This is a genomic window from Neorhizobium galegae bv. orientalis str. HAMBI 540, assembly GCF_000731315.1.
Lineage (GTDB): Bacteria > Pseudomonadota > Alphaproteobacteria > Rhizobiales > Rhizobiaceae > Neorhizobium > Neorhizobium galegae.
This window is the reverse complement of record NZ_HG938353.1, coordinates 2,748,115-2,772,515: the sequence shown is the minus strand read 5'-3', so window position 1 is coordinate 2,772,515 and position 24,401 is coordinate 2,748,115. Positions and strand designations below refer to the sequence as shown.

The 24,401-nt window shown below is 61.6% G+C and carries 27 protein-coding genes; 10 read left to right on the top strand and 17 right to left on the bottom strand.

From position 1 onward, the window contains the following. The first annotated feature begins 1 nt into the window (after position 1). Together RG540_RS13755 and ureG are read left to right on the top strand one after the other, a co-directional pair. Positions 2-673, top strand: a complete 672-nt coding sequence (locus tag RG540_RS13755; protein WP_038588880.1) for an urease accessory protein UreF — start codon at positions 2-4, stop codon at positions 671-673. A gap of 43 nt (positions 674-716) precedes the next feature. Next, entirely contained in the window at positions 717-1,328 is a 612-nt protein-coding gene (gene ureG, locus RG540_RS13750; protein WP_038588877.1) for an urease accessory protein UreG, read from the top strand. A gap of 128 nt (positions 1,329-1,456) precedes the next feature. Here ureG and RG540_RS13745 read toward each other — a convergent pair whose 3' ends face one another. From RG540_RS13745 to RG540_RS13710, 8 genes are all read right to left on the bottom strand, one after another. Next, complete coding sequence (locus tag RG540_RS13745) at positions 1,457-2,140, bottom strand: Crp/Fnr family transcriptional regulator (RefSeq protein ID WP_038549526.1); 684 nt, start codon at positions 2,138-2,140, stop codon at positions 1,457-1,459. Positions 2,141-2,336: 196 nt separating this feature from the next. Next, entirely contained in the window at positions 2,337-5,672 is a 3,336-nt protein-coding gene (locus RG540_RS13740) for an efflux RND transporter permease subunit (protein WP_038588874.1), read from the bottom strand. Between the two features lie 11 nt (positions 5,673-5,683). Further along, complete coding sequence (locus RG540_RS13735) at positions 5,684-6,922, bottom strand: efflux RND transporter periplasmic adaptor subunit (RefSeq protein WP_051909414.1); 1,239 nt, start codon at positions 6,920-6,922, stop codon at positions 5,684-5,686. A gap of 293 nt (positions 6,923-7,215) precedes the next feature. Further along, a complete protein-coding gene (locus RG540_RS13730; protein ID WP_038588871.1) occupies positions 7,216-8,190 on the bottom strand; it encodes an ABC transporter substrate-binding protein in 975 nt (324 codons plus the stop codon). 61 nt (positions 8,191-8,251) lie between these two features. After that, positions 8,252-9,379 (bottom strand): ABC transporter permease, encoded by a 1,128-nt coding sequence (locus RG540_RS13725; protein ID WP_038588868.1) that lies wholly within the window; start codon positions 9,377-9,379, stop codon positions 8,252-8,254. After that, complete coding sequence (locus RG540_RS13720) at positions 9,376-10,260, bottom strand: ABC transporter permease (RefSeq protein ID WP_038588865.1); 885 nt, start codon at positions 10,258-10,260, stop codon at positions 9,376-9,378. The genes RG540_RS13725 and RG540_RS13720 overlap by 4 nt, the downstream gene beginning before the upstream one ends. Before the next feature lie 231 nt (positions 10,261-10,491). Beyond that, positions 10,492-11,283 carry an ABC transporter ATP-binding protein gene (locus RG540_RS13715; protein ID WP_038588862.1) on the bottom strand — a complete coding sequence of 264 codons (792 nt, stop codon included), beginning with the start codon at positions 11,281-11,283 and terminating at the stop codon, positions 10,492-10,494. Further along, complete coding sequence (locus RG540_RS13710) at positions 11,280-11,660, bottom strand: hypothetical protein (protein ID WP_038588859.1); 381 nt, start codon at positions 11,658-11,660, stop codon at positions 11,280-11,282. The genes RG540_RS13715 and RG540_RS13710 overlap by 4 nt, the downstream gene beginning before the upstream one ends. Before the next feature lie 168 nt (positions 11,661-11,828). Here RG540_RS13710 and RG540_RS13705 point away from each other — a divergent pair, with 168 nt between their 5' ends. Further along, entirely contained in the window at positions 11,829-12,239 is a 411-nt protein-coding gene (locus RG540_RS13705; RefSeq protein WP_038588857.1) for a cupin domain-containing protein, read from the top strand. A gap of 37 nt (positions 12,240-12,276) precedes the next feature. Here RG540_RS13705 and hydA read toward each other — a convergent pair whose 3' ends face one another. From hydA to RG540_RS13685, 4 genes are read right to left on the bottom strand one after another with little or no spacing between them, the layout of a single operon-like run. Continuing rightward, positions 12,277-13,731 (bottom strand): dihydropyrimidinase, encoded by a 1,455-nt coding sequence (gene hydA, locus RG540_RS13700; RefSeq protein ID WP_038588854.1) that lies wholly within the window; start codon positions 13,729-13,731, stop codon positions 12,277-12,279. Further along, the gene (locus RG540_RS13695; protein WP_051909411.1) at positions 13,728-14,084 is read right to left on the bottom strand and encodes a type II toxin-antitoxin system PemK/MazF family toxin; all 357 of its coding nucleotides are present in this window, start codon (positions 14,082-14,084) and stop codon (positions 13,728-13,730) included. The genes hydA and RG540_RS13695 overlap by 4 nt, the downstream gene beginning before the upstream one ends. A gap of 20 nt (positions 14,085-14,104) precedes the next feature. Next, entirely contained in the window at positions 14,105-14,317 is a 213-nt protein-coding gene (locus tag RG540_RS13690) for an antitoxin MazE-like protein (RefSeq protein WP_038588851.1), read from the bottom strand. A gap of 36 nt (positions 14,318-14,353) precedes the next feature. Further along, on the bottom strand, positions 14,354-15,607 hold the full coding sequence (locus RG540_RS13685) for a Zn-dependent hydrolase (protein WP_038588848.1): 1,254 nt from the start codon (positions 15,605-15,607) through the stop codon (positions 14,354-14,356). A gap of 238 nt (positions 15,608-15,845) precedes the next feature. Here RG540_RS13685 and rutR point away from each other — a divergent pair, with 238 nt between their 5' ends. Further along, the gene (gene rutR, locus RG540_RS13680) at positions 15,846-16,487 is read left to right on the top strand and encodes an HTH-type transcriptional regulator RutR (protein WP_038588845.1); all 642 of its coding nucleotides are present in this window, start codon (positions 15,846-15,848) and stop codon (positions 16,485-16,487) included. Between the two features lie 79 nt (positions 16,488-16,566). Here rutR and RG540_RS13675 read toward each other — a convergent pair whose 3' ends face one another. Continuing rightward, positions 16,567-17,604 (bottom strand): glutamine synthetase beta-grasp domain-containing protein, encoded by a 1,038-nt coding sequence (locus RG540_RS13675; protein WP_038544528.1) that lies wholly within the window; start codon positions 17,602-17,604, stop codon positions 16,567-16,569. 447 nt (positions 17,605-18,051) lie between these two features. Here RG540_RS13675 and RG540_RS13670 point away from each other — a divergent pair, with 447 nt between their 5' ends. Then, entirely contained in the window at positions 18,052-18,249 is a 198-nt protein-coding gene (locus RG540_RS13670; protein ID WP_038588842.1) for a DUF2735 domain-containing protein, read from the top strand. A 65-nt stretch (positions 18,250-18,314) separates the two neighbouring features. Here the strand turns inward: RG540_RS13670 and RG540_RS13665 are convergent, their stop codons facing one another. After that, positions 18,315-19,355 carry a YeiH family protein gene (locus tag RG540_RS13665; RefSeq protein WP_080724939.1) on the bottom strand — a complete coding sequence of 347 codons (1,041 nt, stop codon included), beginning with the start codon at positions 19,353-19,355 and terminating at the stop codon, positions 18,315-18,317. Between the two features lie 114 nt (positions 19,356-19,469). On the opposite strand from RG540_RS13665, the gene RG540_RS13660 reads away from it, so the two are divergent. The 4 genes from RG540_RS13660 (at position 19,470) to RG540_RS13645 (ending at position 21,776) form a co-directional block, all read left to right on the top strand. Further along, complete coding sequence (locus RG540_RS13660) at positions 19,470-20,390, top strand: LysR substrate-binding domain-containing protein (protein ID WP_051909409.1); 921 nt, start codon at positions 19,470-19,472, stop codon at positions 20,388-20,390. A 194-nt stretch (positions 20,391-20,584) separates the two neighbouring features. After that, the gene (locus RG540_RS13655; RefSeq protein ID WP_038588839.1) at positions 20,585-20,806 is read left to right on the top strand and encodes a DUF680 domain-containing protein; all 222 of its coding nucleotides are present in this window, start codon (positions 20,585-20,587) and stop codon (positions 20,804-20,806) included. 86 nt (positions 20,807-20,892) lie between these two features. After that, positions 20,893-21,120: a hypothetical protein gene (locus RG540_RS13650; protein ID WP_038588836.1), complete on the top strand. Its 228-nt coding sequence runs from the start codon at positions 20,893-20,895 to the stop codon at positions 21,118-21,120. 152 nt (positions 21,121-21,272) lie between these two features. After that, positions 21,273-21,776 carry a hypothetical protein gene (locus RG540_RS13645; RefSeq protein WP_038588833.1) on the top strand — a complete coding sequence of 168 codons (504 nt, stop codon included), beginning with the start codon at positions 21,273-21,275 and terminating at the stop codon, positions 21,774-21,776. Here RG540_RS13645 and RG540_RS13640 read toward each other — a convergent pair. Beyond that, a complete protein-coding gene (locus RG540_RS13640; protein ID WP_038588830.1) occupies positions 21,773-22,318 on the bottom strand; it encodes a rhodanese-like domain-containing protein in 546 nt (181 codons plus the stop codon). The two genes, RG540_RS13645 and RG540_RS13640, sit on opposite strands and share 4 nt — an antisense overlap. A gap of 1 nt (position 22,319) precedes the next feature. Beyond that, positions 22,320-22,622: an ArsR/SmtB family transcription factor gene (locus RG540_RS13635; protein WP_038588827.1), complete on the bottom strand. Its 303-nt coding sequence runs from the start codon at positions 22,620-22,622 to the stop codon at positions 22,320-22,322. Positions 22,623-22,693: 71 nt separating this feature from the next. Between RG540_RS13635 and RG540_RS13630 the strand changes: the two genes are divergently transcribed. Then, positions 22,694-23,041 (top strand): carboxymuconolactone decarboxylase family protein, encoded by a 348-nt coding sequence (locus tag RG540_RS13630; RefSeq protein WP_038588824.1) that lies wholly within the window; start codon positions 22,694-22,696, stop codon positions 23,039-23,041. Between the two features lie 41 nt (positions 23,042-23,082). On the opposite strand, the gene preA is transcribed toward RG540_RS13630, so the two are convergent. After that, on the bottom strand, positions 23,083-24,396 hold the full coding sequence (gene preA / locus RG540_RS13625) for an NAD-dependent dihydropyrimidine dehydrogenase subunit PreA (RefSeq protein ID WP_038588821.1): 1,314 nt from the start codon (positions 24,394-24,396) through the stop codon (positions 23,083-23,085). Between the last annotated feature and the right edge of the window lie 5 nt (positions 24,397-24,401).

Below are 24,401 nucleotides of genomic sequence, written 5' to 3'. Positions count from 1 at the left end.
GGTGAGCGAAAACGTCGATACGAAAGCGCTTCTGAAGCTGATGGCCTGGCTCTCGCCGGCCTTTCCGATCGGCGGTTTCGCCTATTCGGGCGGGCTGGAGCGGGCCGTGCACGATGGCCTCGTCAAGGACGCGGCCGGCCTGAGTGCCTGGCTGACAAGCCTGCTGCGGCACGGTTCCTTGTGGAACGATGCCGTGCTGTTCTGCGAAGCCTCGCGGCGGTTCGAGGACGAGGTCGCATTGAAGGAGACGGCGGAGCTGGGGCTGGCGCTTGCCGGCTCCGCAGAGCGCCACGCGGAAACATTGTCGCTCGGCAAAGCATTCGCCTCGGCCGCCTCCGCATGGCGGCATCCTGTCCTCGATCGCCTGCCGCCGGCCGTGCCCTTCCCGGTCGCAGTCGGCGCGGTTGCGGCGGCGCATGGCGTTCCGGTAGCCCAGGCGCTTGCCGCCTATCTGCATGCGGCCGTCTCGCAATCGGTGTCTGCCGGTATCAGGCTTGGGGTTTCCGGGCAGGTGGAAGGGGTGGCCGTGCTCGCGGACATCGAGGACCTGATCAGCCAGATTGCGGAGAAGGCGAGCCTTGCCACTCTCGACGATCTCGGCGGCGCGGCAGTGCAGGCGGAAATCGCTTCGCTTCGGCATGAAACACAACATTCGCGGCTTTTCCGCTCCTGAAAGCGGGCCTAAGCTGAAGTCTGGAAGAATGAAAGGACGACACATGAAATCGGCGAACGGACCCTTGCGCGTCGGTATCGGCGGGCCTGTCGGCTCAGGCAAGACGGCACTGACCGAAAAGCTCTGCAAGGCGATGCGGGAGGATTATTCCGTCGCGGTCGTCACCAACGATATCTATACCAAGGAGGATGCCGAAGCGCTGGTGCGCTGCCAAGCGTTGTCCTCGGACCGCATCGTCGGCGTCGAGACCGGCGGTTGCCCGCATACCGCCATCCGCGAGGACGCGACTATCAATCTGCAGGCGATCGCGGGACTCAACGAGCGTTTCCCGGATCTCGACGTGGTGTTCATCGAATCGGGGGGCGACAATCTCGCGGCGACCTTTTCTCCCGATCTTGCCGACATCACCATCTATGTGATCTCCACTTGCCAGGGCGAAGAAATCCCGCGCAAGGGCGGTCCGGGGATTACCCGCTCCGACCTTCTGATCATCAACAAGAAGGATCTGGCTCCCTATGTCGACGTCGATCTCGACGTGATGGACCGCGACGCGTATCGCATGCGCGAGGCCAAGCCGCATCTGTTCACCGATCTGAAGCGGGGCGACGGCGTGGACCATGTGGTCCGCTTCCTGAAGGAGCAGGGGGGGCTTTAAAAAGATCGAGGCCGGTGGCTCCCTCGAAAGCCGCCGGCCTTATCTGCATGCTGCGGTCCCGCCGCCAGTATCGCTGCATGCATCCAAAGAGAGCCCGGGCCCGCCCGCCCGATCTCGCTTCTTGAACTTCAGATTTCGCGTAGGGCCTGCACGTCGACGACCTGGATCACTCGCCCGCGCACCGTCACTCCGGTCCGCCGAAGAGTAGAGAATGCGCGGGAGAGCGCCTCGGGAGCCAATCCCAACATGCCCGCGAGCAGGTTCTTCTGGAAAGGCAACCGAATAGAGGCTGGGCCGCCATCGACGGGGCATCTTTTCAGTATGTAGTCGGCGACCCGCTGCGGTGCCGTATGCAACCTGTCGTTGGCGACGCAGTCCATCGTGGTGATGAGGTGTTTCGACAGCGAAGTGATCACCGCCTTGGCGATATCCCGCTCCTGTTCGGCCAAATCCCGCACCGCCTGCATGTCGAAACGAGCAAGCGTCGTGGCTTCGGCCGTCTGGGCGTGGTAGCGGTATTTCGTGCCGCCATAAAGAAGACATTCAGCGAACGTATCGCCCGGGCTGCAGATTCGGATGTCCGCCTCGCGGCCGTCACGATTGAGCTGGTAAAGTCGCACATAGCCGCTGAGAACGCAGAAAAAAGCGTCAGCATTCTCGCCTTCGCGGAAGATCGATTTGCGGTTCGTCAGGCTGACGACACTCATCGCCGACATCATCCGGACGAGTGAATTGCCGCTCAGGCTGGTCAGGAAAGGCGTCTTCATGAGGACGGCCCGGTCCCTGTTGTTGAGCTTCAAATTGCTGTTCATCATATCCGTCGTCTCTTCCATAACCCGAACCGCCGCGCATTCCCGATGTTGCTAAAATAACAGGTTCATGAAATCTGATTTTGACATCGATCAAATCCGTGCAATTTTTCTGCAATCTCCGCGAGCCGGTTATTTCCAACGAAAAACGCCGGGCCAACAGGCCCGGCGTCGCCGAAATATAGTCTGGAGATGATGCTTATTCCGCGGCCAGAGGCGGCAGGCGTAGTACCTTGCTGCTGGCTTGAGCGCCGGGAGAACGATCGTCGTTGGCGCTCGTCTGCCGTTCCATCTGGTTGAGGCGTTCTTCCAGGGCCGCGATCGACTGAGCGTATTTGCGCGCCTCCTGGCTGAGTTCCTCGTTGGTAAGACCGAAGTCCTCCTGTTCCTTCTTGCCGACCATGCGGCCGAAGATCTTGCCGAGCAGGCGCGACAGGTCGTCCATGATCAGGAAGAAGGACGGCACGACGAGAAGCGAGAGCACCGTCGAGACGATGATGCCCCCCATCACGGCGATTGCCATGGGTGCACGGAAGGAGCCGCCTTCGCCGACGCCGAGCGCCGAGGGCAGCATGCCTGCCGACATGGCAATCGAGGTCATGATGATCGGACGGGCGCGCTTGCGGCCGGCTTCCACCATGGCATGAACCCGTTCGAGGCCTTGGCGCTTCATCTCGATCGCGAAGTCCACCAGAAGGATGGCGTTCTTGGTGACGATACCCATCAGCATCAGGATACCGATCAGGACCGGCATCGACAGCGCGTTCTGGGTGATGATCAGCGCCACCGCCACGCCACCGATCGCCAGCGGCAGCGAGAACAGGATGGTGAAGGGCTGGATGACATCCTTGAAGAGCAGGATCAGCACCACGAGCACCAGCATCAGGCCCATCAGCATGGCATTGCCGAAGCTCTGCTGCATTTCTGCCTGCACCTTGGCGTCGCCGCTTTCGGCCAGACGAACTGTCTTCGGCAACTCGGTCTCGCCGACGATGCGTTTGAACTCGGCCGATGCGGTATCGAGCGCCGTGCCGAAGGGCACGTCGGAGCCGATCGCCACGACCCGGTTGCGGTCGTTGCGCTTGATCGAGCTCGGACCTTCCGAATAGTCGATGTCGGCGACGCTGTAGAGCGGCACGCTGGCACCGGCCGCGGTCTTGATCTTCAAGGCGCGGATGGAAGCCAGATCGCGGCGGACGTCAAGCGAGGCCTGGACGCGGATCGGGATCTGCCGGTCGTCGAGCGAGATCTTGGCAAGGTTGGCATCGACATCGCCGATCGTCGCGACGCGGACGGTCTGGGCGATCTGCTGCGGAGTGATGCCGAGGCGCGAAGCCTCCGCCATGCGCGGCCGGATCTGCAGTTCCGGACGGGGCAGGGCGCCTTCCGACGAGACGTTGGCGAGGACCGGCGATGCGCGCAGCTTCGATTCCAGCATGCTGACGGCGTCGGTCAGGTCGGTCTCGCTGGTGGAGAGGAAGTTGAACGAAAGATCACGCTCTGCGCGGTCGTTGACCTTGGAGATCCGCACGTCCGGAATGGAGTGGAGGGCCGCAAAGATATCCTTTTCGACATCCCATTGCGGACGCGTGCGGCCATTTTCCTTTATCCTCGGCACAAAGTCGCGGATTACCGGGATCGAGCCAAGGCCCTTGTTGACCAGGGTCTTTACCAGCGAATGGTCGATGTTCTGCAGGATGACGCGCACAGTTGCGCGGCGCAGTTCGAGGTCGCCCTTCGGCGAAGCGCCGCCGAGAATGAAGACGCTCTCGACGCCGTCGATATGGCGCACCGCATCATAGATGACGTCGGTGCTCGAAGCCGTCTCGTCGAGCGTCGCATTCGGCGGCAGTTCGACCGACAGCACGACGCGCGAGTTGTCGTCCGGCGGCAGGAAGCTGCCGGGGACCTGGGAGAGCAGCATCACCGAGCCGATCAGGAAGCCGATTGCGGCGAGCATCGTCGTATACCGCCAATACCAGCGGCGGGTCGTGCCGGTGACGAGGCGCGTATAGGCCTTCATGATCCAGCCGTCGTTGTCGTGATGGTCTTCCATCCCGTCTTCGGGGCTCATCAGATAGGCGGCCATCAGCGGCGTGATCAGTCGCGCCACCGCAAGCGAGAAGAACACCGAGAACGCGACGGTCAGGCCGAACTGGATAAAGTATTGGCCCGGGACGCCCGGCATGAACGATACAGGCACGAACACCGCAATGATCGTGAAGCTGGTGGCGATGACGGCGAGACCGATTTCGTCCGCCGCCTCGAGCGCCGCCTTGTAGGGCGATTTGCCCATCTTGATATGGCGCGCGATGTTCTCGATCTCGACGATCGCGTCGTCGACGAGAATACCGGTCGCAAGCGTCAGCGCCAAGAAGCTCACGAGGTTCAGCGAGAACCCCATGAGGTCCATGATCCAGAAGGTCGGGATCGCCGACAGCGGCAGGGCGACCGCCGCGATCAGCGTCGCGCGCCAGTTCCGCAGGAACAGGAACACCACGATGACGGCGAGGACCGAGCCTTCCACCAGCGTATGGAGGGCAGCTTCGTAATTGCCGTAGGTGAAGTAGACGGAATCGTCGACCATTTCGATCGCGACGTTCGGATTGACCTTGCGCACTCCGTCGAGGCTGGTGGCGACGGTTTCGGCGACCGAGACCTCGCTTGCACCCTTGGCCCGGAACACGGCAAAAGTGACGGATGGCGTGCCGTTGAAGCGCGAGAAGGATTTCGGCTCCTCGTAGGTGTCGGTGACGGTGCCGAGCTCGGTCAGCTTGACGAACCGGCCGTTGGGCAGCGTGATCGTCGTGTCGGCAAGCTGGGCGACGCTGCGGGCATCGCCGAGCGTGCGGATCGTCTGTTCGTTGCCGGCCACCTGGCCGCGGCCGGAGCCGAGATCGACATTGGTGCCGCGCATCTGGGTGCTGACATCGGCAGCGGTAATGCCATAAGCGTCGAGCTTGGCAGGGTTCAGCGACACCCGGACTTCACGGTCGGAGCCGCCGTAACGGTCGATACGGCCGACGCCGGGCTGGCCCTGCAGGGCGCGTTTGACCGTGTCGTCGACGAACCAGGAGAGTTCTTCGAGCGTCATGTTCGGGGAGGAGACGGCGAATGTCTGGATCGCCTGGCCTTCGACGTCGACCTTGGTGACGACAGGCTCCTCGATGCCGGCGGGAAGGTCGCTGCGGATCTTGTCGATCGCGTCCTTGGTGTCCTGCACGGCTTCGGCCGTCGGCTTTTCGATGCGGAAGACGACGACCGTCTGCGACTGGCCGTCGGTCACCGTCGACTGGATTTCATCGATGCCGCTGATCGAGGCGACGGCGTCTTCGATTTCCTTCGTCACCTGCATTTCGAGTTCGGCAGGGGCGGCGCCGCTCTGGGTGACGGTGATCGACACGACCGGAACGTCGATATTCGGGAAACGGGTGATCGGCAGCGCGTAAAACGACTGAATGCCGACAATAAGCAGCAGGGCAAAACCGAGCATCGGCGCTATCGGATTGCGGATCGACCAAGCAGAGAAGTTCATGCGGCTCAACCTCAGTTCGCAATAGCGGCGGGTTCGGCAGGGACCGGAGCGATCTTGTCGCCGTCCCGGACGAAGGCGCCGGCCTTCGCAACGACAATGTCACCGGCCGTAAGACCGCTGACGACCTGCACGAAACCGCCATCCTGGATGCCGGTTTCAATCTTCACCTGCTTGACCACATTGTCCTCGACCTTGCGGGCGGTGGAACCGTTCCGCCCGGTGGTGACGGCCGAGAGCGGCAGGGCCAGGGCATTGGTCTCGGCGATGACGATCTCGGCGCTGCCATACATGCCCGAGCGCGCGCCGGTTTCATCGTCGATGACGATATGCACCGCGCCGAGGCGGGTGACCGCATCGACCGTCGGGGAGACGAGCCGAACCTTGCCCTCGATCTTCACCTTGCCGCCGGCGACCGTGACGATCGCCCTCTGGCCGGCCTTGATCTTCTGGATGTCGGTCTCGGACAAGTCGGCGACGAGTTCGATTGCGCCGTCCTTGATGATCGTGAAGAGCGGATTTCCGGTGCCGCTGGCGATCGCTCCGACCTTGGCGGTGCGGGCGGAAATGACGCCGGCCACCGGTGCCTTCACGCCCGTGCGGGCGAGCTTCAGGTTGATATCCTCGATCTGGGCGTCCACTACCTTGGTCTCGGATTCGCCGACGGCCACCGCCTGCTTGGCAGCATTCAGCCGCGCCTGGGCGACCTCGACGGCGGCGGATGCCTGTTCGAGCTGCGACACCGTGCCGGTGCCGCTCTGGCTGAGCTTCTGGAGGCGGTCGCGCTGGCGCGTCGTGTCGGCGACGTTGGCCTGGGCCTCGATAACCTGCGCCTGATACTGCGCAACCGCAGCCTGCGCCTTCGCCTTGTTGGCCTGGAGCTGGCTCTTCTGGAGAAGCAGCGCGTCGTCGTTCAGCATCGCAAGCACGCTGTCGGCCTTCACTTCGTCGCCGACATCGGCATTCAGCGTCTTGATCGACAGGGCGTCGACGAGCGGCTGGACATAGACTTCCTCGACGGGCCTGACCGTACCGGTGGCGACGACGCGGTCGACCAGCGGCTTCTCGATCGCCTCGGTTACGACGATGGAAGGCAGCTTGATTTCCGTCTGCGCCGGGGTGGGCTTGGCCGCCGCTTCCTGCGCAAACGCGGAACTGGAATTCAGTGTGAAGCTTGCGCCAAGGGCGATGCTTGCGCCGAGGGCAAGCTTGAGGGCCGGGTTACCGGCAGACCGGGTGAACTTGCGAAACATGCGATTACTTTCAAATTGAAGGTAAGGGGCAAATATTCCGCTGGGAACCGCTCCGGATACCTTACGCCCCCTCAGCGCTCGGCAACCCGGATCAAGGTGGTAACCGCATAAAACAGTTACAAGACCGGCAGCGAAAGATTCATCAGCGCCCCACTTTTACGTGTTTGCGTTGCACAAATCAATCCGCTGCCGTTATGCGACGAATGAGTTTTAGTTATGATTTGAGTGAGAAAAATTTAGAAAACGCGCAACCGTTAGCCGCGCGTTCTCTCTCAGCGAGCGCCTGACGATTATTATTTCAATGCCGCGTCGGTGATCTCGCTCGTATAGGCGCCCTCCGGCTTCTTGGTGATGATCTTCTGGTCGAGCAGCGCCTTGACCGTGCGGTCGTAGGTGGCGGTGTCGAGCTTGCCGGTACCGGTGCCGATCAGCTTTGCCACTTCGCCCATCATCCGTTTCTGGTGGTTCTCGTCCTGGCCGCCATTGTCCATGACGATCCCGGCCGCTTCACCCGGATTGGCAATGGCGTATTTCCAGCCCTTCATCGACGCACGGACGAACTTCACCATGGTCTCCTTGAACTTCGGATCCTTGAGCTTGGTGTCCATCACGTAGAGGCCGTCCTCGAGCAGGTCGTTGCCCATAGCGGAGAAGTTGAAGACGACGAGCTGGTCGGGCTTGAAGCCGGCATCGATCGCCTGCCAATATTCGTTATAGGTCATGACCGAGATGCAGTCCGCCTGCTTCTGGATGAGCGGCTGCACGTCAAAGCTCTGCTTGAGCACCGTGACACCGTCCTTGCCACCGTCGGTCTTGAGGCCGAGCTTGTTCATCCAGGCGAAGAAAGGATATTCGTTGCCGAAGAACCAGACGCCGAGCGTGTGGCCCTTGAAGTCGGCTTCGGTCTTGATCGGGCCGTCCTTCGGGCAGATCATCTGCAGGCCGGATTTCTGATAGGGCTGGGCGATGTTGGTAAGCGGCACGCCCTTTTCACGAGCGACCAGCGCTCCGCCCATCCAGTCGACGATCACGTCTGCGCCGCCGCCGGCGATCACCTGTTCGGGGGCGATATCCGGGCCGCCCGGCTTGATCGTGACGTCGAGGCCTTCTTCCTTGTAGAAGCCCTTGTCCTTGGCGACGTAGTAACCGCCAAACTGGCCTTGAGCGACCCATTTCAACTGCAGGGTCACCTTGTCGGCGGCCATCGCCGCCTGGGCTGCTGCGAGCGACATGGCGCCCGCCATCAGCGCAACGAGAATTTTTCTCATGTTTTTTATCCTTCCCTCTGAGGTTTGCCGGTTCCGCCGAAACGGGCCGGATTTTAAGCGCCTAACCACCGCGGTTAGACGGATGCCAGAACGTCGTCGCTCTTTCGCCAAGCGCCACGACGCCATAAAAAACCGAACCGATGAGCGCTGCAACAGCGATTTCGGCCCAGACCATGTCGACATTCATGCGGCCGATCTCGGTCGAGATCCGGAAGCCCATGCCGACGATCGGAGTGCCGAAGAATTCCGCGACGATCGCGCCGATCAGCGCCAGCGTCGAGTTGATCTTCAGCGCATTGAAGATGAACGGCATGGCGGCCGGCAGGCGCAGCTTCATCAGCGTCTGCCAGTAATCGGAAGCGTAGGAGCGCATCAGGTCGCGCTCCATGACGCCCGAAGCCCCAAGCCCTGCCACAGTGTTCACCAGCATTGGGAAGAAGGTCATGATGATCACAACGGCAGCCTTCGACTGCCAGTCGAAACCGAACCACATGACCATGATCGGCGCGACGCCGATGATCGGCAGCGCCGAGACCATGTTGCCGATCGGCAGCAGCCCGCGGCGCAGGAAGGCGATGCGGTCGGCCAGGATGGCGACGACGAAGCCGGAGGCGCAGCCGACCACATACCCGAACAGCACCGCCTTGAAGATCGTCTGCTGCACGTCGGCCCACAGGATCGGCACCGAGCTTGCGAGCCTTGCGCCGATCGAGGATGGCGGCGGCAGGATGATGAAGGGAATGCCGGCGCCGCGTGTCGCCACCTCCCAGAGGATCAGGATCCAGGCGCCGAAGATCGCGGGGATCAAAAGGCGCAGGAACGTATCTCCGGTCTTGGATTTGGCGCGGATGCCGGACAGGACGGTGACGCAGCGCCAGGCAATCAGCCAGCAGGCCGCGACCATCAGGAAGAAGGCAAACGTCGCCTTGCCCTCGTTGCCTGCTATGCCTGCGAGCAGCAGCCAGACGGCGAGATGGGGGGCGACGAACAGGGTCGTTGCAAGGAGAGGCGGAGAGAGCCTGGTGAACGAGGCGAGCGCCGCACCGATGACGAGGAGGAGGATTACGGCGACGCTGCCGGTGCCGAACGGCGAGGGGGCGTCGGGCGCCATCAGCGGCAGCGAGGTGAGGACGGCGAGACAGAGGAGCAGGGCAAAGGTGCCCTGCCAGGAACGAAGAACCGCGGTCATGCCGGCCTCCCGCCCATGGAGCGATCGACGATCTTGGCGATAATCCCGACGATGGCAACGAGAAACGCCGCCAGTACCGAGCCGGCAATCAGTGCCGCCCAGATGTCGATCGTCTGGCTGTAATAGGCCCCGGCCAGCAGTTTCGAGCCGATGCCGGCGACGGCACCGGTCGGAAGTTCGCCGACGATCGCGCCAACCAGGCTCGCGGCGATCGCCACCTTCATCGAGGTAAACAGGAAGGGGATGGACGCGGGTACCCGGAGTTTCCAGAAGGTCTGGGCGCCGCTGGCATAATAGGTGCGCATCAGGTCGAGCTGGATGATTTCGGGCGAACGCAGACCCTTCACCATGCCGACCGCTACGGGGAAGAAGGAGAGGTATGTCGAGATCAGCGCCTTGGGGAGAAGACCGGTGATGTTGATGGCGCCGAGCACGACGATCACCATCGGCGCGACAGCCAGGATCGGCACGGTCTGCGAGGCGATGATCCACGGCATCAGGCTACGGTCGAGTGCCTTCAGATGCACGATGCCGACCGCAATCAGGATGCCGGTCAGCGTGCCCATGGTGAAGCCGAGAACCGTTGAGGAGAGCGTCACCCAGGAATGGTAGACGAGGCTGCGGTTCGACGTGACGCTGCGCAGAAACGTGTTCTCGAAGACGTTGCTCACCACCTGATGCGGCGCCGGCAGAATAGGCTTCGGCTGCGCCATGGTCTTGCCGATGAACTCCATCGTCGTGGAGGTGACGTTGGCGCGCCGATCGAGATCCCGCTGGAACGGCGCGTTCATGAAATAGGCGGCGACGTACCAGACGGCGAGGATCACCACGAGGATGGTGAGGACGGGGATGATGCGGGATTTGAGGGAGTCGGGTTTCATGCGAACACCTTCGCATGCTTCGGGGCGTGGCCACCCCCCTCTGTCCTGCCGGACATCTCCCCCTCAAGGGGGGAGATCGAATAGTAGCTCTGCCTTGCCCTCAATTCGGATTTGAATTTGCCGCGCCGGTGGCGTTCGATGCTTTGCGAAGCCGGCACGCCCAGCCGATCTCCCCCCTTGAGGGGGAGATGTCCGGCAGGACAGAGGGGGGTAACCGCGGAATGGGAAGCTCTATTCCTCATAACTATGCCCTGCCCTCAGCCCCTCGCGCACCCGATGCGCAATCTCCAGGAACTCCGGCGTCTCGCGGATTTCGAGCGGGCGTTCCTTGGGCAAGGTCGATTCGATGATATCGGTCACCCGGCCCGGACGCGGCGACATGACGACGATGCGGGTCGAGAGGTAGACCGCCTCCGGGATAGAGTGGGTGACGAAACAGATGGTCTTTTCGGTGCGCGCCCACAGCTTCAGCAGCTGTTCGTTCAGGTGATCGCGGACGATCTCGTCGAGCGCGCCGAAGGGTTCGTCCATCAATAGCAGATCGGCGTCAAAGGCGAGTGCGCGGGCGATCGAGGCGCGCTGCTGCATGCCGCCGGAAAGCTGCCAGGGGTATTTCTTGCCGAAGCCCGCAAGGTTGACGAGATCGAGGGTGCGCTCGATGCGGGCTTTGCGGTCCGCTGACGAATAGCCCATGATCTCCAACGGCAAAGCGATGTTCTTCTCGATCGTCCGCCAGGGATAAAGCGCCGGCGCCTGAAAGACGTAACCGTAGGAGCGCGACTTGCGTGCCTCTTCCGGCGTCATGCCGTTGACGGTGATCTCGCCTGCGGTCGCCTTTTCGAGGTCGGCGATGACGCGCAGGAACGTTGTCTTGCCGCAGCCGGACGGGCCGATGAAGGAAACGAAATCGCCCTTGTTCACCGTGAGATCGACATTCGACAGCGCGTGAACCGGGCCGTCGCCGGTCTCGAAGGTGAGGCCGAGCTTGCTCGCCGAGACAACGGAGGATGGAGTATTGTTCATCGGCATTTCGGCATCGGTCCCAGCTTGGTGCCGTCGCGGAAACTGACGGTGTAGCCTTTGGCGGATTTGGTGAGCGTCGCAGTGTCTTCCGGCCCCTTTTCCCCTTCGGCATCGCATTGTGCCTTGATGGTAAAACCGTTTGCCGTCTTCTTGGGAACACCCTTGAATTCGCAGGCAGAAACGGATGTCGTCACGCCTTCGTCGTTGAGCAGCAGGAAATCGTCGGCGCCGGACGATTCGCCGGTCTCGGCATAAGTGCAGCCTTCCTTGCTGCCATAGGCGCCGTCAAGGAAGGTCACGGCCCCGGCGGGAACGGCAACCGAGATTGCGGCAAGCATCGCGGATGCGATGGTGAAGCGGATGTTATTCAATGACATGTCTCGAAAGGCCCCCATTCAAATCCGTCTGCGAAGCGTACAGTATAGACGTCACCGTTGCGCAGGATATCGATCATTGCGGTGTGCTGATCTTCTTTTCGTTGGCTCCCGCTCCCGAACCGTCATGATATGCTCGCGGCAGATCCCGTTCGACAGAGGAAACTGGCAATGGACAATGCATCAAAACCCACCTGCCGTGTCGTCAAACCCGGTGCGGCCTACGATGGCAAGCAGGGCTTGAGCTATTTCGAGGGGATCGCGGCGGAAACGGTCGGATCCAAAGGCATTTGCATGCACCTCCTCACCATTCCGCCGGGCGCACGGGCGAAGGCCCATCTGCATGAAACCCACGAGACCGCCATCTACGTACTCTCCGGCTCGGCCGTCACCTGGTATGGCGACCGGTTGGAGGAATGTGCCGAACTCTCGGCCGGCGAGATGATGTATATCCCCGCCGGCGTGCCGCACCTGCCGGCGAACATTTCCGACGCGCCCTGTTCGGCGGTGATCGCCCGCACCGACCCGAACGAACAGGAAAGCGTCGTGCTGCTGCCGGAGCTTGACGGGCTGGTGGCTTGAGATTGCGCCATTCTGCGGAAAGGACATCGTTTCCCGTTCAAACCCCGCTGGCCGGAATGCCTGACCGTTCCACCTTGCGGGGCGAGGTCAGTTCCTTCCAGGTCGACAGCGCCTTGTTGACCGCCGGATAAGGCTCGCGCTTGACGAACTGGCCGTGACCTTCCTGCGTCCTGATCGCCCCGTCCTCGATCGCGACGACGCCGCGGGTCAGTGTATAACGGGGCAGGCCGGTTACTTCCTTGCCTTCGAAGACGTTGTAGTCGATCGCCGACTGCTGGCTCTTGGCCGAGATCGTCTTCGATCTGTTCGGATCGAGAACGACGATATCCGCGTCGGCTCCGACCAGGATCGCGCCCTTCCTCGGATAGATGTTGAGGATCTTTGCGATATTGGTGGAGGTCACTGCCACGAACTCGTTCATGGTGATGCGGCCGGTTGCGACGCCATGCATCCACAGCATCGGCAGCCGGTCTTCGAGGCCGCCGGTTCCATTCGGGATCTTTCTGAAATCGCCGAGACCGGTGCGCTTCTGGTCGGTCGTGAACGCGCAGTGGTCGGTCGCTACCACCTGCAGCGAACCGGAGGCGAGGCCCGCCCACAGGCTGTCCTGATGCTGCTTGCTGCGGAATGGCGGCGACATTACCCGGCGGGCCGAATGGTCCCAGTCCTTGTTGAAATATTCGCTCTCGTCCAGCGTCAGGTGCTGGATCAGCGGCTCGCCATAAACGCGCATGCCGTTCTGGCGGGCGCGGCGGATCGCTTCATGGGCCTGCTCGCAGGATGTGTGGACGACATAGAGGGGTACGCCGGCCATATCGGCGATGATGATGGCGCGGTTGGTCGCCTCGCCCTCGACGGAGGCAGGGCGGGAATAGGCATGCGCCTCGGGGCCGTTATTGCCCTCGTCCATCAGCTTGGTCTGCATGGCGGCGACGACGTCGCCGTTTTCGGCATGCACCAGCGGCAGGGCGCCAAGCTCGGCGCAACGCGAAAACGAGGCGAACATCTCGTCGTCGTTCACCATCAGCGCGCCTTTGTAGGCCATGAAATGCTTGAAGGTGTTGATGCCGTGATGCGCGACGACCGCCTTCATCTCGTTGAAGACCTGCTCGCCCCACCAGGTGACCGACATATGGAAGGAATAGTCGCAATTGGCGCGGGTCGCCTTGTTGTCCCAGCGCTTCAGCGCGTCGAGCAGCGACTGGCCGGGCTCGGGCAGGCAGAAATCGACCACCATGGTCGTGCCGCCGGCGAGCGCCGCCCGCGTGCCGCTCTCGAAGTCGTCGGCGGAATAGGTGCCCATGAACGGCATTTCGAGATGCACATGCGGATCGATGCCCCCCGGCATGACATAACAGCCCGTCGCATCCAGCGTGGTATCGCCCACAAGGTTCGGGCCGATCTCGATGATTTTGCCGCCGTCGATCTTCACGTCCGCCTTGTAGGTCAGGTCGGCCGTGACGATGGTTCCACCCTTGATGACTGTGGTCATTGTTGTTCCCCTGTTCGTTTTGGATCCCTTTCGGGGGCGATGGTATGCGTCAATCCGGTGACGTGGACGAGGGCGATTTCAATTCGGCTCATGTCGCTATCGGCCAGACGGCCGACCTGCTGGCCGATGACCTCTTTTCTGACCGGCGTGATCTTCTCGACCATGACCTGAGACAGATGTTGGAGCCCGTTCTGAGCACTGGGCTCGATGATCGGCCGAAGAAGCGGTGCTTCAAGCAGATGCGTCGTCAAAGGGCAGGCTAGAGCTGTCGTGTAGGTCACGAGAAACTCGTCAGCCTGAAGAATAACGGCGGGCCGAGGTTTGCCAAGTTCACCAGGAAAGACCGCGATCACGACGTCTCCTCGGCTCAACTTCACGGCTTGTCCCAATCGGCTGGGCCAACGGCTTCGATCCAGTCCTCAATGTCTTCTTTCGCATCCGCTTCTGCGATCCGGCGCATTTCTTCCTCCGCCTGTCGGCGGAAAGCTTCGTGGGTGAGGTCCGGTACCCAGATCTCAATCGGCCGATATCCCTGGCGGATCAGTTCGGCTCGTTCTTCGGGTGATATTTCCCTTGGTCGTCCCATTGTCCGTTTCCTGTCTCAAGGTTGGCGGTTGCAATGCTACTCCACAATCTCCGCCGTCTCCAGCACGGCATGGAACAGCACATCCGCCCCCGCCGCCGCCCATTCCTTGGAAATCTCTTCCGCTTCGTTGTGCGAAAGCCCGCCGACGCAGGGGCACATGATCATCGTCGAGGGGGCCACCTTGGCGGCCCAGCAGGCGTCGTGGCCGGCGCCGGAGATGATGTTCATATGGCTGTAGCCGAGCTTTTCTGCCGCTTCTCGGACACGGCCGACTAGGACCGGATCGAAGGTCACCGGATCGAAATGGCCGACCGCCTCGACAGAACAGCCGACGCCGAGCGGCTCGCAGATTTCGGCCGCCTGTTTCTCGATCGTCGCCCGCATGCGGTCCAGCTTTTCCTGGGAGGGCGTGCGGATGTCGACGGTGAAGACCACTTTGCCCGGCAAAACGTTGCGGGAGTTCGGCGAGAAGAACACCTGGCCGACGCCGCCGACGGCGCCCGGCTGTTCGGACATCGCCCCCGCCTGCACCATTTCGAGGATGCGGCCGAAGGCGAGTCCGGCATTGACGCGCAGGTTCATCGGCGTCGAGCCGGTATGCGCCTCGCGCCCGATCAGGGTGAATTCCAGCCACCAGAGGCCCTGACAGTGGGTGACGACGCCGATCTGCTTGTTCTCGGCCTCGAGGATCGGCCCCTGTTCGATATGGTATTCGAAATAGGCGTGCATTTTTCGCGCGCCGACCTCCTCGTCGCCGAGCCAGCCGATGCGCTTCAGCTCGTCGCCATAGGTCTTGCCGTCCGGATCCTTGCGGCCATAGGCATAGTCGATCGAATGCACGCCGGCGAACACGCCCGATGCCAGCATGGCCGGCGCAAACCGCGCGCCTTCCTCGTTCGCCCAGTTGGTGACGACGATCGGGTGCTTGGTCTTGATGCCGAGGTCGTTCATGGTGCGCACCACTTCCAGCGCGCCGAGCACGCCGAGAACGCCGTCATATTTGCCGCCGGTCGGCTGGGTGTCGAGATGGCTGCCGACATAGACTGGCAGCGCATCTGGATCGGTGCCGGCGCGGGTGGCAAACATGGTGCCCATCCTGTCGACGCCGACCGTCATCCCCTCGGCCTCGCACCACCGCTTGAAGAGATGGCGGCCTTCGCCGTCCGCATCCGTTAGCGTCTGGCGATTGTTGCCGCCGGCAATGCCGGGGCCGATCTTCGCCATGTCCATGAGCATGTCCCAGAGACGATCGCCGTTGATGCGCAAGTTCTCGCCGGGTGCTGCCACCATTTTTTAGTCCTCGCCTGTTTTACGTCCACCCGGAGCGGGCGGCATGCTTTTCGTTCCCGTCGGTCCTTCGCGCGCCACAGCACTTGAAGATCGGCATTGCGTTTATTCCGCTTGTCGCCGATAATTTGACCGCTTGGTAAAACATTACTATTTCCGCCGCGCCACTCAAGACGAAAATCAAGAAAAATCCACGGAATTTCTAAAGCGCAAACGGACGCGGAAGAGGGCAGGGACACGCATGGCCATCCCGAGGGCGGCGAAAACGCAGAGACGCACCCGCATCCAGGAAGAGAAGGAGGAGCGTATCCTCGAAGCGGCGCTCGACGTATTTTCCCAGAACGGTTTCCGCGGCGCCACGATCGATCAGATCGCCGAGGCCGCCGGCATGTCGAAACCCAATCTGCTTTATTATTTCCGCACCAAGGAAGCCATCCACCGTCACCTGATCGACCGGGTCCTGTTCACCTGGCTGGAGCCGCTGCGCGCTTTCGATGCAGAAGGCAATCCGGAATCCGAGATTCGTTCGTATATCCGCCGCAAGCTCGAAATGGCCCGCGATTTCCCGCGCGAGAGCCGGCTCTTCGCCAACGAGGTGCTGCAGGGCGCGCCGCATATCGAGGACGAGCTGAAAGGCCCTTTGAAGGCGCTGGTCGATGAAAAAGCGGAGGTGATCCGGGCCTGGGCGCGGTCCGGCAAGATTGCCAAATGCGATCCCTACCACCTGATCTTCTCGATCTGGTCGACGACCCAGCATTATGCCGACTTCGACGTGCAGGTGCGCGCCGTGCTCGGTCAGAATTATGCGGGCGAGGGGCGTTTCGAGGATGCGGCTCGGTTCTTGGAACAGCTCTTCATCGACGGGCTGCGGGCGCGCGCCTGAGCCTCTTCCCAAATCCGAAAGCGAAAAACGCCGGCGCTGAGGCCGGCGTCTTCTTATTTACCAATTGCCGAGCCTGGTATCAGGCGGCGGCGGAAGCCCGGTTGGTCGGGACTTCGGCGATCGTCTTCAGAACCTGGGAAGCGATCTGGTAGGGGTCGCCCTGGGAGTTCGGACGGCGGTCTTCCAGGTAGCCCTTGTAGTCGTTCTTGACGAACGAGTGGGGCACGCGGATCGAAGCGCCGCGGTCGGCAACACCGTAGGAGAACTTGTTCCACGGAGCCGTTTCGTGCTTGCCGGTCAGGCGCTTGTCGTTGTCCGGACCGTAGACGGCGATGTGGTCCATCAGGTTCTTGTCGAAAGCAGCCATCAGCGCTTCGAAATAGTCCTTGCCGCCGACTTCGCGCATGTACTTGGTCGAGAAGTTGCAATGCATGCCCGAGCCGTTCCAGTCGGTGTCGCCGAGCGGCTTGCAGTGGTATTCGATGTCGATGCCGTACTTTTCAGTCAGGCGCTGCAGCAGGTAGCGTGCCATCCAGATCTGGTCGGCGGCCTTCTTGGAGCCCTTGCCGAAAACCTGGAATTCCCACTGGCCCTTGGCCACTTCGGCATTGATGCCTTCGTGGTTGATGCCGGCTTCCAGGCAGAGGTCGAGATGTTCTTCGACGATTTCGCGGGCGACGTCACCAACGTTCGAGTAACCGACGCCGGTGTAATACGGACCCTGCGGAGCCGGGTAACCCTGTTCCGGGAAACCGAGCGGGCGGCCGTTCTGGTAGAAGAAGTATTCCTGCTCGAAGCCGAACCAGGCATCCTCGTCGTCGAGAATGGTTGCGCGGGCATTGGTCGCATGCGGCGTGACGCCGTCCGGCATCATGACTTCGCACATGACGAGCGCGCCGTTGGTGCGGGCCGGATCGGGATAAAGCGCAACCGGCTTCAACACGCAATCGGACGAGCGGCCTTCGGCCTGCATGGTCGACGAACCGTCGAAGCCCCACAGCGGCAGCTGTTCGAGCGTCGGGAAGGTGTCGAATTCCTTGATCTGCGTCTTGCCACGCAGGTTCGGTACCGGGGTGTACCCGTCGAGCCAGATGTACTCGAGCTTATACTTGGTCATATTTTATCTCTCAGGCCGTGACGTTCATGGTTGAGCCATCCTGAGGAAGCGGCATCGCGACGATACCGCGCCTCCGGGGTAACCAGAAGAACGCATTTCCCGTGCCAGTTTGCATCGGAGCGACGGTTTTGGATTAAAAAAGTGTGAACGAAAGGTCGCAGGCGGAGCGCTGAGAGGGACTAAAGGTCCGGTAGATCAGCACGGTCTCATGAAATCTCCGAGTTTTAAAGGTTCTATCAAGATTGCCCGGAACCGGGGTCGGTTGGCACACGTTTCCCCGCTGGAGGTTCCTGCGAGCAAAATAGATCGCCGGAACCGCGCTGCCGCTAAATTAGCGCCTAGCGCGAGTCGGAAAAATGATATAAAATCATGCAATAAGCACAAAAAATGTGCAGATTTGTGCTCTGTGCGTGTTTGGATGCACTTTTAAAGTTAGGAGACGATAGGATGGCAATTCACATCCATCGTGAGTCAGCAACGATCTATCAGTTTCCGGTCCGCCCAAGACGGCGGCTGGAGGATGGCCGGACCGCGCCGACCGGGATCCATGAGGTTGCGTTGAGTGTTGTCGATACCAATTGCTGGTATCACGACGAAGCAGTGCGGGATTCCGAGCCGAAGAACGACCAGCCGAAGCCCTGCTGACCCATAGACGACGAAAAGGCCGCGCCATTGGATGACGCGGCCCCATCCCTTCGATCTGATTTTCCTTAGAACGCGAACAGCTTCAGCATCGCGTAGCCGAAAACCGCGATGAACAGCCAGCCGAACGCGCCGAGCGCGAGCGGCCGCCAGCCTTCCGCCTTCAGCTTGCGGATATCGGTCTGCAGTCCCATGGCCGCAAGCGCCATCGACAGCAGGAAGCTGGTCGCGGTTACGAGCGTCTGGCTCACCTCTGCCGGAATGGCGACCGCGCTGTTGACCAGCATCATCCCGATAAAGCCGAGAACGAACCACGGCATGGGCGCCGAGGCCTTCGATGTACCGTCCGCGCCGGAGCGCATGGCGAGCGCCAGCGTCATGATCAGCGGCGCCAGCATGACGACCCGGGCGAGCTTGGAGATGGTGCCGAACTGGCCGGCGACATCGCCGCCCTGGAAGGCGGCGGCCACCACCTGCGCGACTTCGTGGATGGTCGAGCCGGTCCACAGGCCATAACCGCGGGCGTCGAGCCCGAGCGGGGCGGCGAGCAGCGGATAGGCAAGCATCGACAGCGACCCGAACAATGTCACGCAGGCGACCGCATAGGCGACATGCTCCTGCTTGCCGCGCACCACCGTATTGGCGGCGATGACGGCCGAGGCGCCGCAGACCGAAGTCCCAGCGGCGATCAGATCGGTCAGCGACCTGTCGACGCCCATGGCTCGCCCAACCAGCCGGATCGCCACGAAGGTGGTCACGAGCGTCAGCGCTACCATGGCAAGGCCGGTGCCGCCGAGCGAGAGGATCTGGCCTGCCGTGACCTGCAGGCCGAGCAGCACGATGCCGAAGCGCAGGATACGCTTCAGCGAAAAGCCGATGCCGGGTTCGACGGCTGCCGGAACCGGCGCCAGATTGCGGATCAGCATGCCGAAAACGATCGACAGGATGAGCGGGCTCAGCGTCATCCATCCGGTCAGGTTGCGGATGGTGAGGGAGGCCGTAGCGATCGCGGCGGTCAGCAGAAGTCCGGGAAGAAGCTGGACGATAACCGGCCACTGAGCCGAGGAGGGGAGGGCGCGCTGTTCTGCGGTTGGCAGGATCGGCTTCATGATTTTTCCGCGAGTCTCTGGACTTGTCGAAAACCATTCTCTCTTTTGCAAAAACACAAATCCAATTGATAAGTTTTCTGATATCGTTCGCTAAAAGCGAATGGTTTTGAGACGATGACCCTCGATCAGCTCCGAATTTTTCTGGAAGTCGCCGCCCGCGAACATGTGACGAGGGCCGCGGAAGTGTTGAACCTGACGCAATCGGCGGTGAGCGCGGCGATCTCGGCGCTGGAGGCGCGCCATGCCGTGATTCTCTTCAACCGGGTCGGGCGGCGCATCGAGCTCACCGAAGCGGGAAAACTTTTCGTGCCGGAAGCGCGCGCCGTCTTGGAGCGGGCACAGACCGCCGAGCACGTGCTTGCCGATCTCGGCGGGTCGGCCTCGGGCATCCTGCGGATCCATGCCAGCCAGACGGTCGCGAGCTATTGGCTGCCGGCCCGGCTCGTCAGTTATCACGAGCGGTTTCCGCGCGTCGACCTGCGGCTTACCGTCGGCAATACCCAGAGCGCGGCAGAGGCGGTGCTGACCGGGGCGGCGGAACTCGCGGTCGTCGAAGGCGAGGTGTTTCTGGCCGGGCTGAAACGCCGCAAGGTGGCGGAGGACAGGCTGGTGCTGGTCGTGGGCAGCCGCCATCCCTGGGCGGACGGCCGCAAGATCCGATCGAGCGATCTTCTTGAAACCAACTGGATCATGCGCGAACAGGGATCCGGCACACGCTCGGCCTTCGAGGCACAGCTCTTCAATCTCGGCATCGAGCCGCAGTCATTGTCCGTTGTCCTTGAAATGCCGTCGAACGAAGCGGCGATGGCGGCGGTGGAGGCAGGGTTGAGCGCGACGGTGCTTTCAAGCCGGGCAGCATCGTCCCACTCCTTTTCCGGCCGGCTTCATATTGCGGATTTCCCGATGCCGCTCCGCCAGTTCTCGGCAATCTTCCATGGCGAGCGGCACGTCACCCGGGCGCTGCGCGCCATGCTCGACCTATTGAACGAGCCCGCTCCCGCTGAGCCCTCGGCCAAATCCGCCCCAGATGTCTAAGTGCTTTGTGTGAACGATAAAATTTAAGTCGTTCAGTATTTGTGAACAATACGTCTGCAATTTGCTGTCTATTCCCGGCGGCCGACTTGCACCATCTTGAGCATCAGAAGCGCGGGAACGAGCTTCGAAAGACAAGATCGAACACACAGAGGGGCTTCGAGAAACTCGGCTCCACCACATCAAGGAAGAAGACAATGACCAGAATTTCCTCCGCCATCGCCGCAGCCCTCATCGCTTCGGCTTCGTTCGGCTCTGCCGCTCTTGCCGAAGGCGACTATTACCAGGGCGTCCAGAACGCTCCTGCTGCTTCGGCCACCGTTGACCGCATCAGCACCGGCAGCATCGGCCAGAACGACAAGGTCCAGGCCGACGTCAACAGCGGCGACTATTTCGACGGCGCCAACCGCCCGAACTAACTGCAGCTCATTCAAGATACCGAAACAATTTCCGCAGGCCAGGTCGCAAACTCAAAGCCGCGGGTAACTCTGAAGGGACTACCACCATGACCAAGATCACTTCCGCAATCGCTGCAGCTCTCATCGCTTCGGCTTCCTTCGCTTCCGCCGCTCTCGCTGAAGGCGACTATTATGAAGGCGCCTCCAAGGCTTCCGCCACCGTCGATCAGGTTCAGACCGGCAGCATCGGCCAGAAGGTCGAAGCCCGGAAGGTTAACATTCAGGCCGACGTCAACAGCGGCGACTATTTCGACGGCGCAAACCGCCCGAACTGATCGCCCTGAACTCATTGCAGGCATCCAGTACGAAGAAGGCCCGGCCAACCCGCCGGGCCTCTTTGTTTCCGTACTCATTCTTTAGATAATTCGCATATTGCGGGCGTTGTGTTATAATTGCGGACCGAAAGAAGTCTTGGGAGGTAAAACCCATGGAGAGACTGCTTTTTAGGAACCTGCGACCGCTGTATGGCTGGCTTTTCATTGTCGCCTGGTTCGCCATTCTCGTGCTGATGACCTGGGTTTTCCTCCGTGACAGCGGCATCGCCCAGGAACCGTTCAGGGCTCTCACTATCGCTTTTTTCTGGGGCCTCGGCTGCTGGCTGGCATTCGGAGCACTCACACGGCCGATCGTCTCGGTCCGGCAGAAGAGCGACGGCAGCTGGATCGTTATTCGCCGCTGGCCCTGGACCCATGACGAGGAGCGCATCGATCCCGATCGCCTGCCGGCTCCGACCATCGACGCGGAAAGCGACGGCGAGGGAGGCATGCACTACCGCTGCCTTCTGAAGACGCCGGAACACGGCTCCGTGGAATTCAGCGAGCACCTCAAGCTGGACAAGGCCGCCCTCGCGCGCGATCGCATGGCCTTCCTGATCAGGAGCGCCAGAACCAGAACGCCGAGAAACACTCCGCCCCTTCCAGGCTCGCGTTAGGCCGCCCGGTTCCAAGGCATGCGCTGAAGCAGGAGGGCGAGGCCGCACCAACCGCTGAAGCCCGCAAAGGCGAGCATGAAGCCGAAAAATCCGGCCAACGCGAAAGCAGGCGTCAGGCCAAGAAACCCAAGAGCCACGGAAAGCAGCACGAGGCTCCCGACGATCATCTGCACCTGGCGAAAGATCGATGGCCTACCTTTACCTTTGGCGAGCCCGACGACAGGCAAACCTACCTGTTTCCATGCGGTGATGCCGCCTTCGAGATTGTAGATCCGGTGAGCCGGCAAGATATCCTCGAGTTTACGGCAGGCCTGTTCGCCGCGTCCGCCTTTCAGGCAATGGACAACGATCCTTCGGTTTTCCGGGACCTTCAGGTTCTGCCGCAGGTCGCCCACGGTACCAAGAGGCAGCGAGGCGGCGGCGGCAATATGCTCGGCCCGGAACTCGTCCGGCTCGCGCACGTCGATCAGGATCGCATCGCCCGCGGCTAACCAGTCGGCTGCCTGCGTCGCGGATACGGTTCTCGTGGTTTCGGTGCTCATCTCATTTTCCCTTGCAGAAATGCTGATAGAGGATGCCCATCAGTTCGCTGACGGCCGGATGGTCGATGAAATAGAAAAGCGTGCGGTGTTCCCGCCGGAAGTCGACGATGCCTTCTTCCTTCAGCTTGGCCAGATGCTGCGACATCGAGGTCGGCGCGATGTCGGTCGCCTCGATCAGCTGAGCGACATTGCGCTCGCCCTCCGCCAGCGCACAGAGCACCAGCAGCCGGTGGGAATTGGCCAGGCCCTTGAGGAAGTTCGCCACTTCCTCGGCCTTCGCGGGCATTTCGTCGGTCAGATCCATGGGTGCTCTTTACAGTTCATGTTTTTCTTATATCATAAAAATATGAATTGTAAAGATTGCAGGAGGCCGAAATGACGAAAGACTATCGCCAGATCACCAGGGACATATCCGCTTACACCGCCGAGATGCGGAAGCTGACGCCCGACGCGATGCAAGGGTTTTATGCTTTGTCGAAGGGGGCCGGCGCCGATGGCGCGCTGGACAGGAAGACGAAGGAACTGATTGCGCTCGCGATCGGTATCACCCCGCGGTGCGATGGCTGCGTCGGCTTCCATACCAAGGCGTTACACGGACTCGGCGCTACGCGGCAGGAGATTGCCGAAGTGGCGGCGATGGGCGCCTATATGGGTGGCGGTCCCGCGCTGATATATGCAGCCGACACGGTGCGCGCCTGGGATCAGTTTTCAGAAGTGGCGTGAAAGGGAAGGCGGCCGGGCCGCCCTCCTGTCTCCGTGCCATTTTACTCCGCGGCCTGCCTTGCCATCGGGTTGTTCGGATGCTGCGTCCAGTTGGCGTAGGTCGGGTCGACCACCTTGCCGGTGCGCTTGTCGAGTTCGCCGGCGGGCAGGGCTTCCATGGTGATGCAGTTCTCGACGGGACAGACGTTGACGCAGAGATTGCAACCGACGCATTCCTCTTCCATTACCTCGAAATGGCGCACGCCATCGACCATGCTGGTGATCGCCTGGTGCGAGGTGTCCTCGCAGGCGATGTGGCAACGGCCGCACTTGATGCAGGCGTCCTGGTCGATATGCGCCTTGGCGATGTAGTTGAGGTTGAGATATTGCCAGTCGGTGACGTTGGGGACCGCGCGACAGATGATGTCGTCAAGCGACTGGTGGCCCTTTTCATCCATCCAGTCGGAGAGGCCGGTGATCATTTCCTCAACGATCTTGAAACCGTAGGTCATCGCTGCGGTGCAGACCTGCACGTTGCCGGCGCCGAGCGCCAGAAACTCGGCTGCGTCCCGCCAGGTGGTGATGCCGCCGATGCCGGAGATCGGCAGGCCGTAGGTCTCCGGATCGCGGGCGATTTCGGCGACCATGTTGAGCGCGATCGGCTTGACCGCCGGGCCGCAATAACCGCCATGGCTGCCCTTGCCGCCGACCGACGGGTTGGGCGAGAAGGTGTCGAGATCAACGGAGATGATCGAAGAGATCGTGTTGATCAGCGAGACGGCATCCGTGCCGCCGCGCTTGGCGGCGCGGGCAGGGTGGCGGATATCGCTGATATTGGGCGTTAGCTTGGTGATGACGGGCATGCGGGTATACTGCTTGCACCAGCGCACCACCATTTCGATATATTCAGGCACCTGGCCGACCGCGGAACCCATGCCACGTTCGGACATGCCATGCGGACAGCCGAAATTGAGCTCGATGCCGTCCACTTCGGTCTCTTCCACCAGCGGCAGGATCGCCTTCCAGGCCTGTTCCTCGCAGGGAACCATGATCGAGGCGACGATCGCCCGGTCCGGCCAGTTCTTCTTCACTTCCTTCATTTCGCGAAGGTTGGTGTAGAGGTCGCGGTCGGTGATCAGCTCGATATTGTTGAGACCCAGAAGGCGACGGTCGGCGCCCCAGATGGCGCCGTAGCGCGGGCCGTTGACGTTGACGACCGGCGGGCCTTCCTCGCCGAGCGTCTTCCAGACCACGCCGCCCCAGCCCGCCTTGAAGGCGCGCTCGACATTGTAGGCCTTGTCGGTCGGCGGCGCCGACGCCAGCCAGAACGGGTTGGGGGATTTGATGCCGACGAAATTGTTGCGGATATCAGCCATGATCG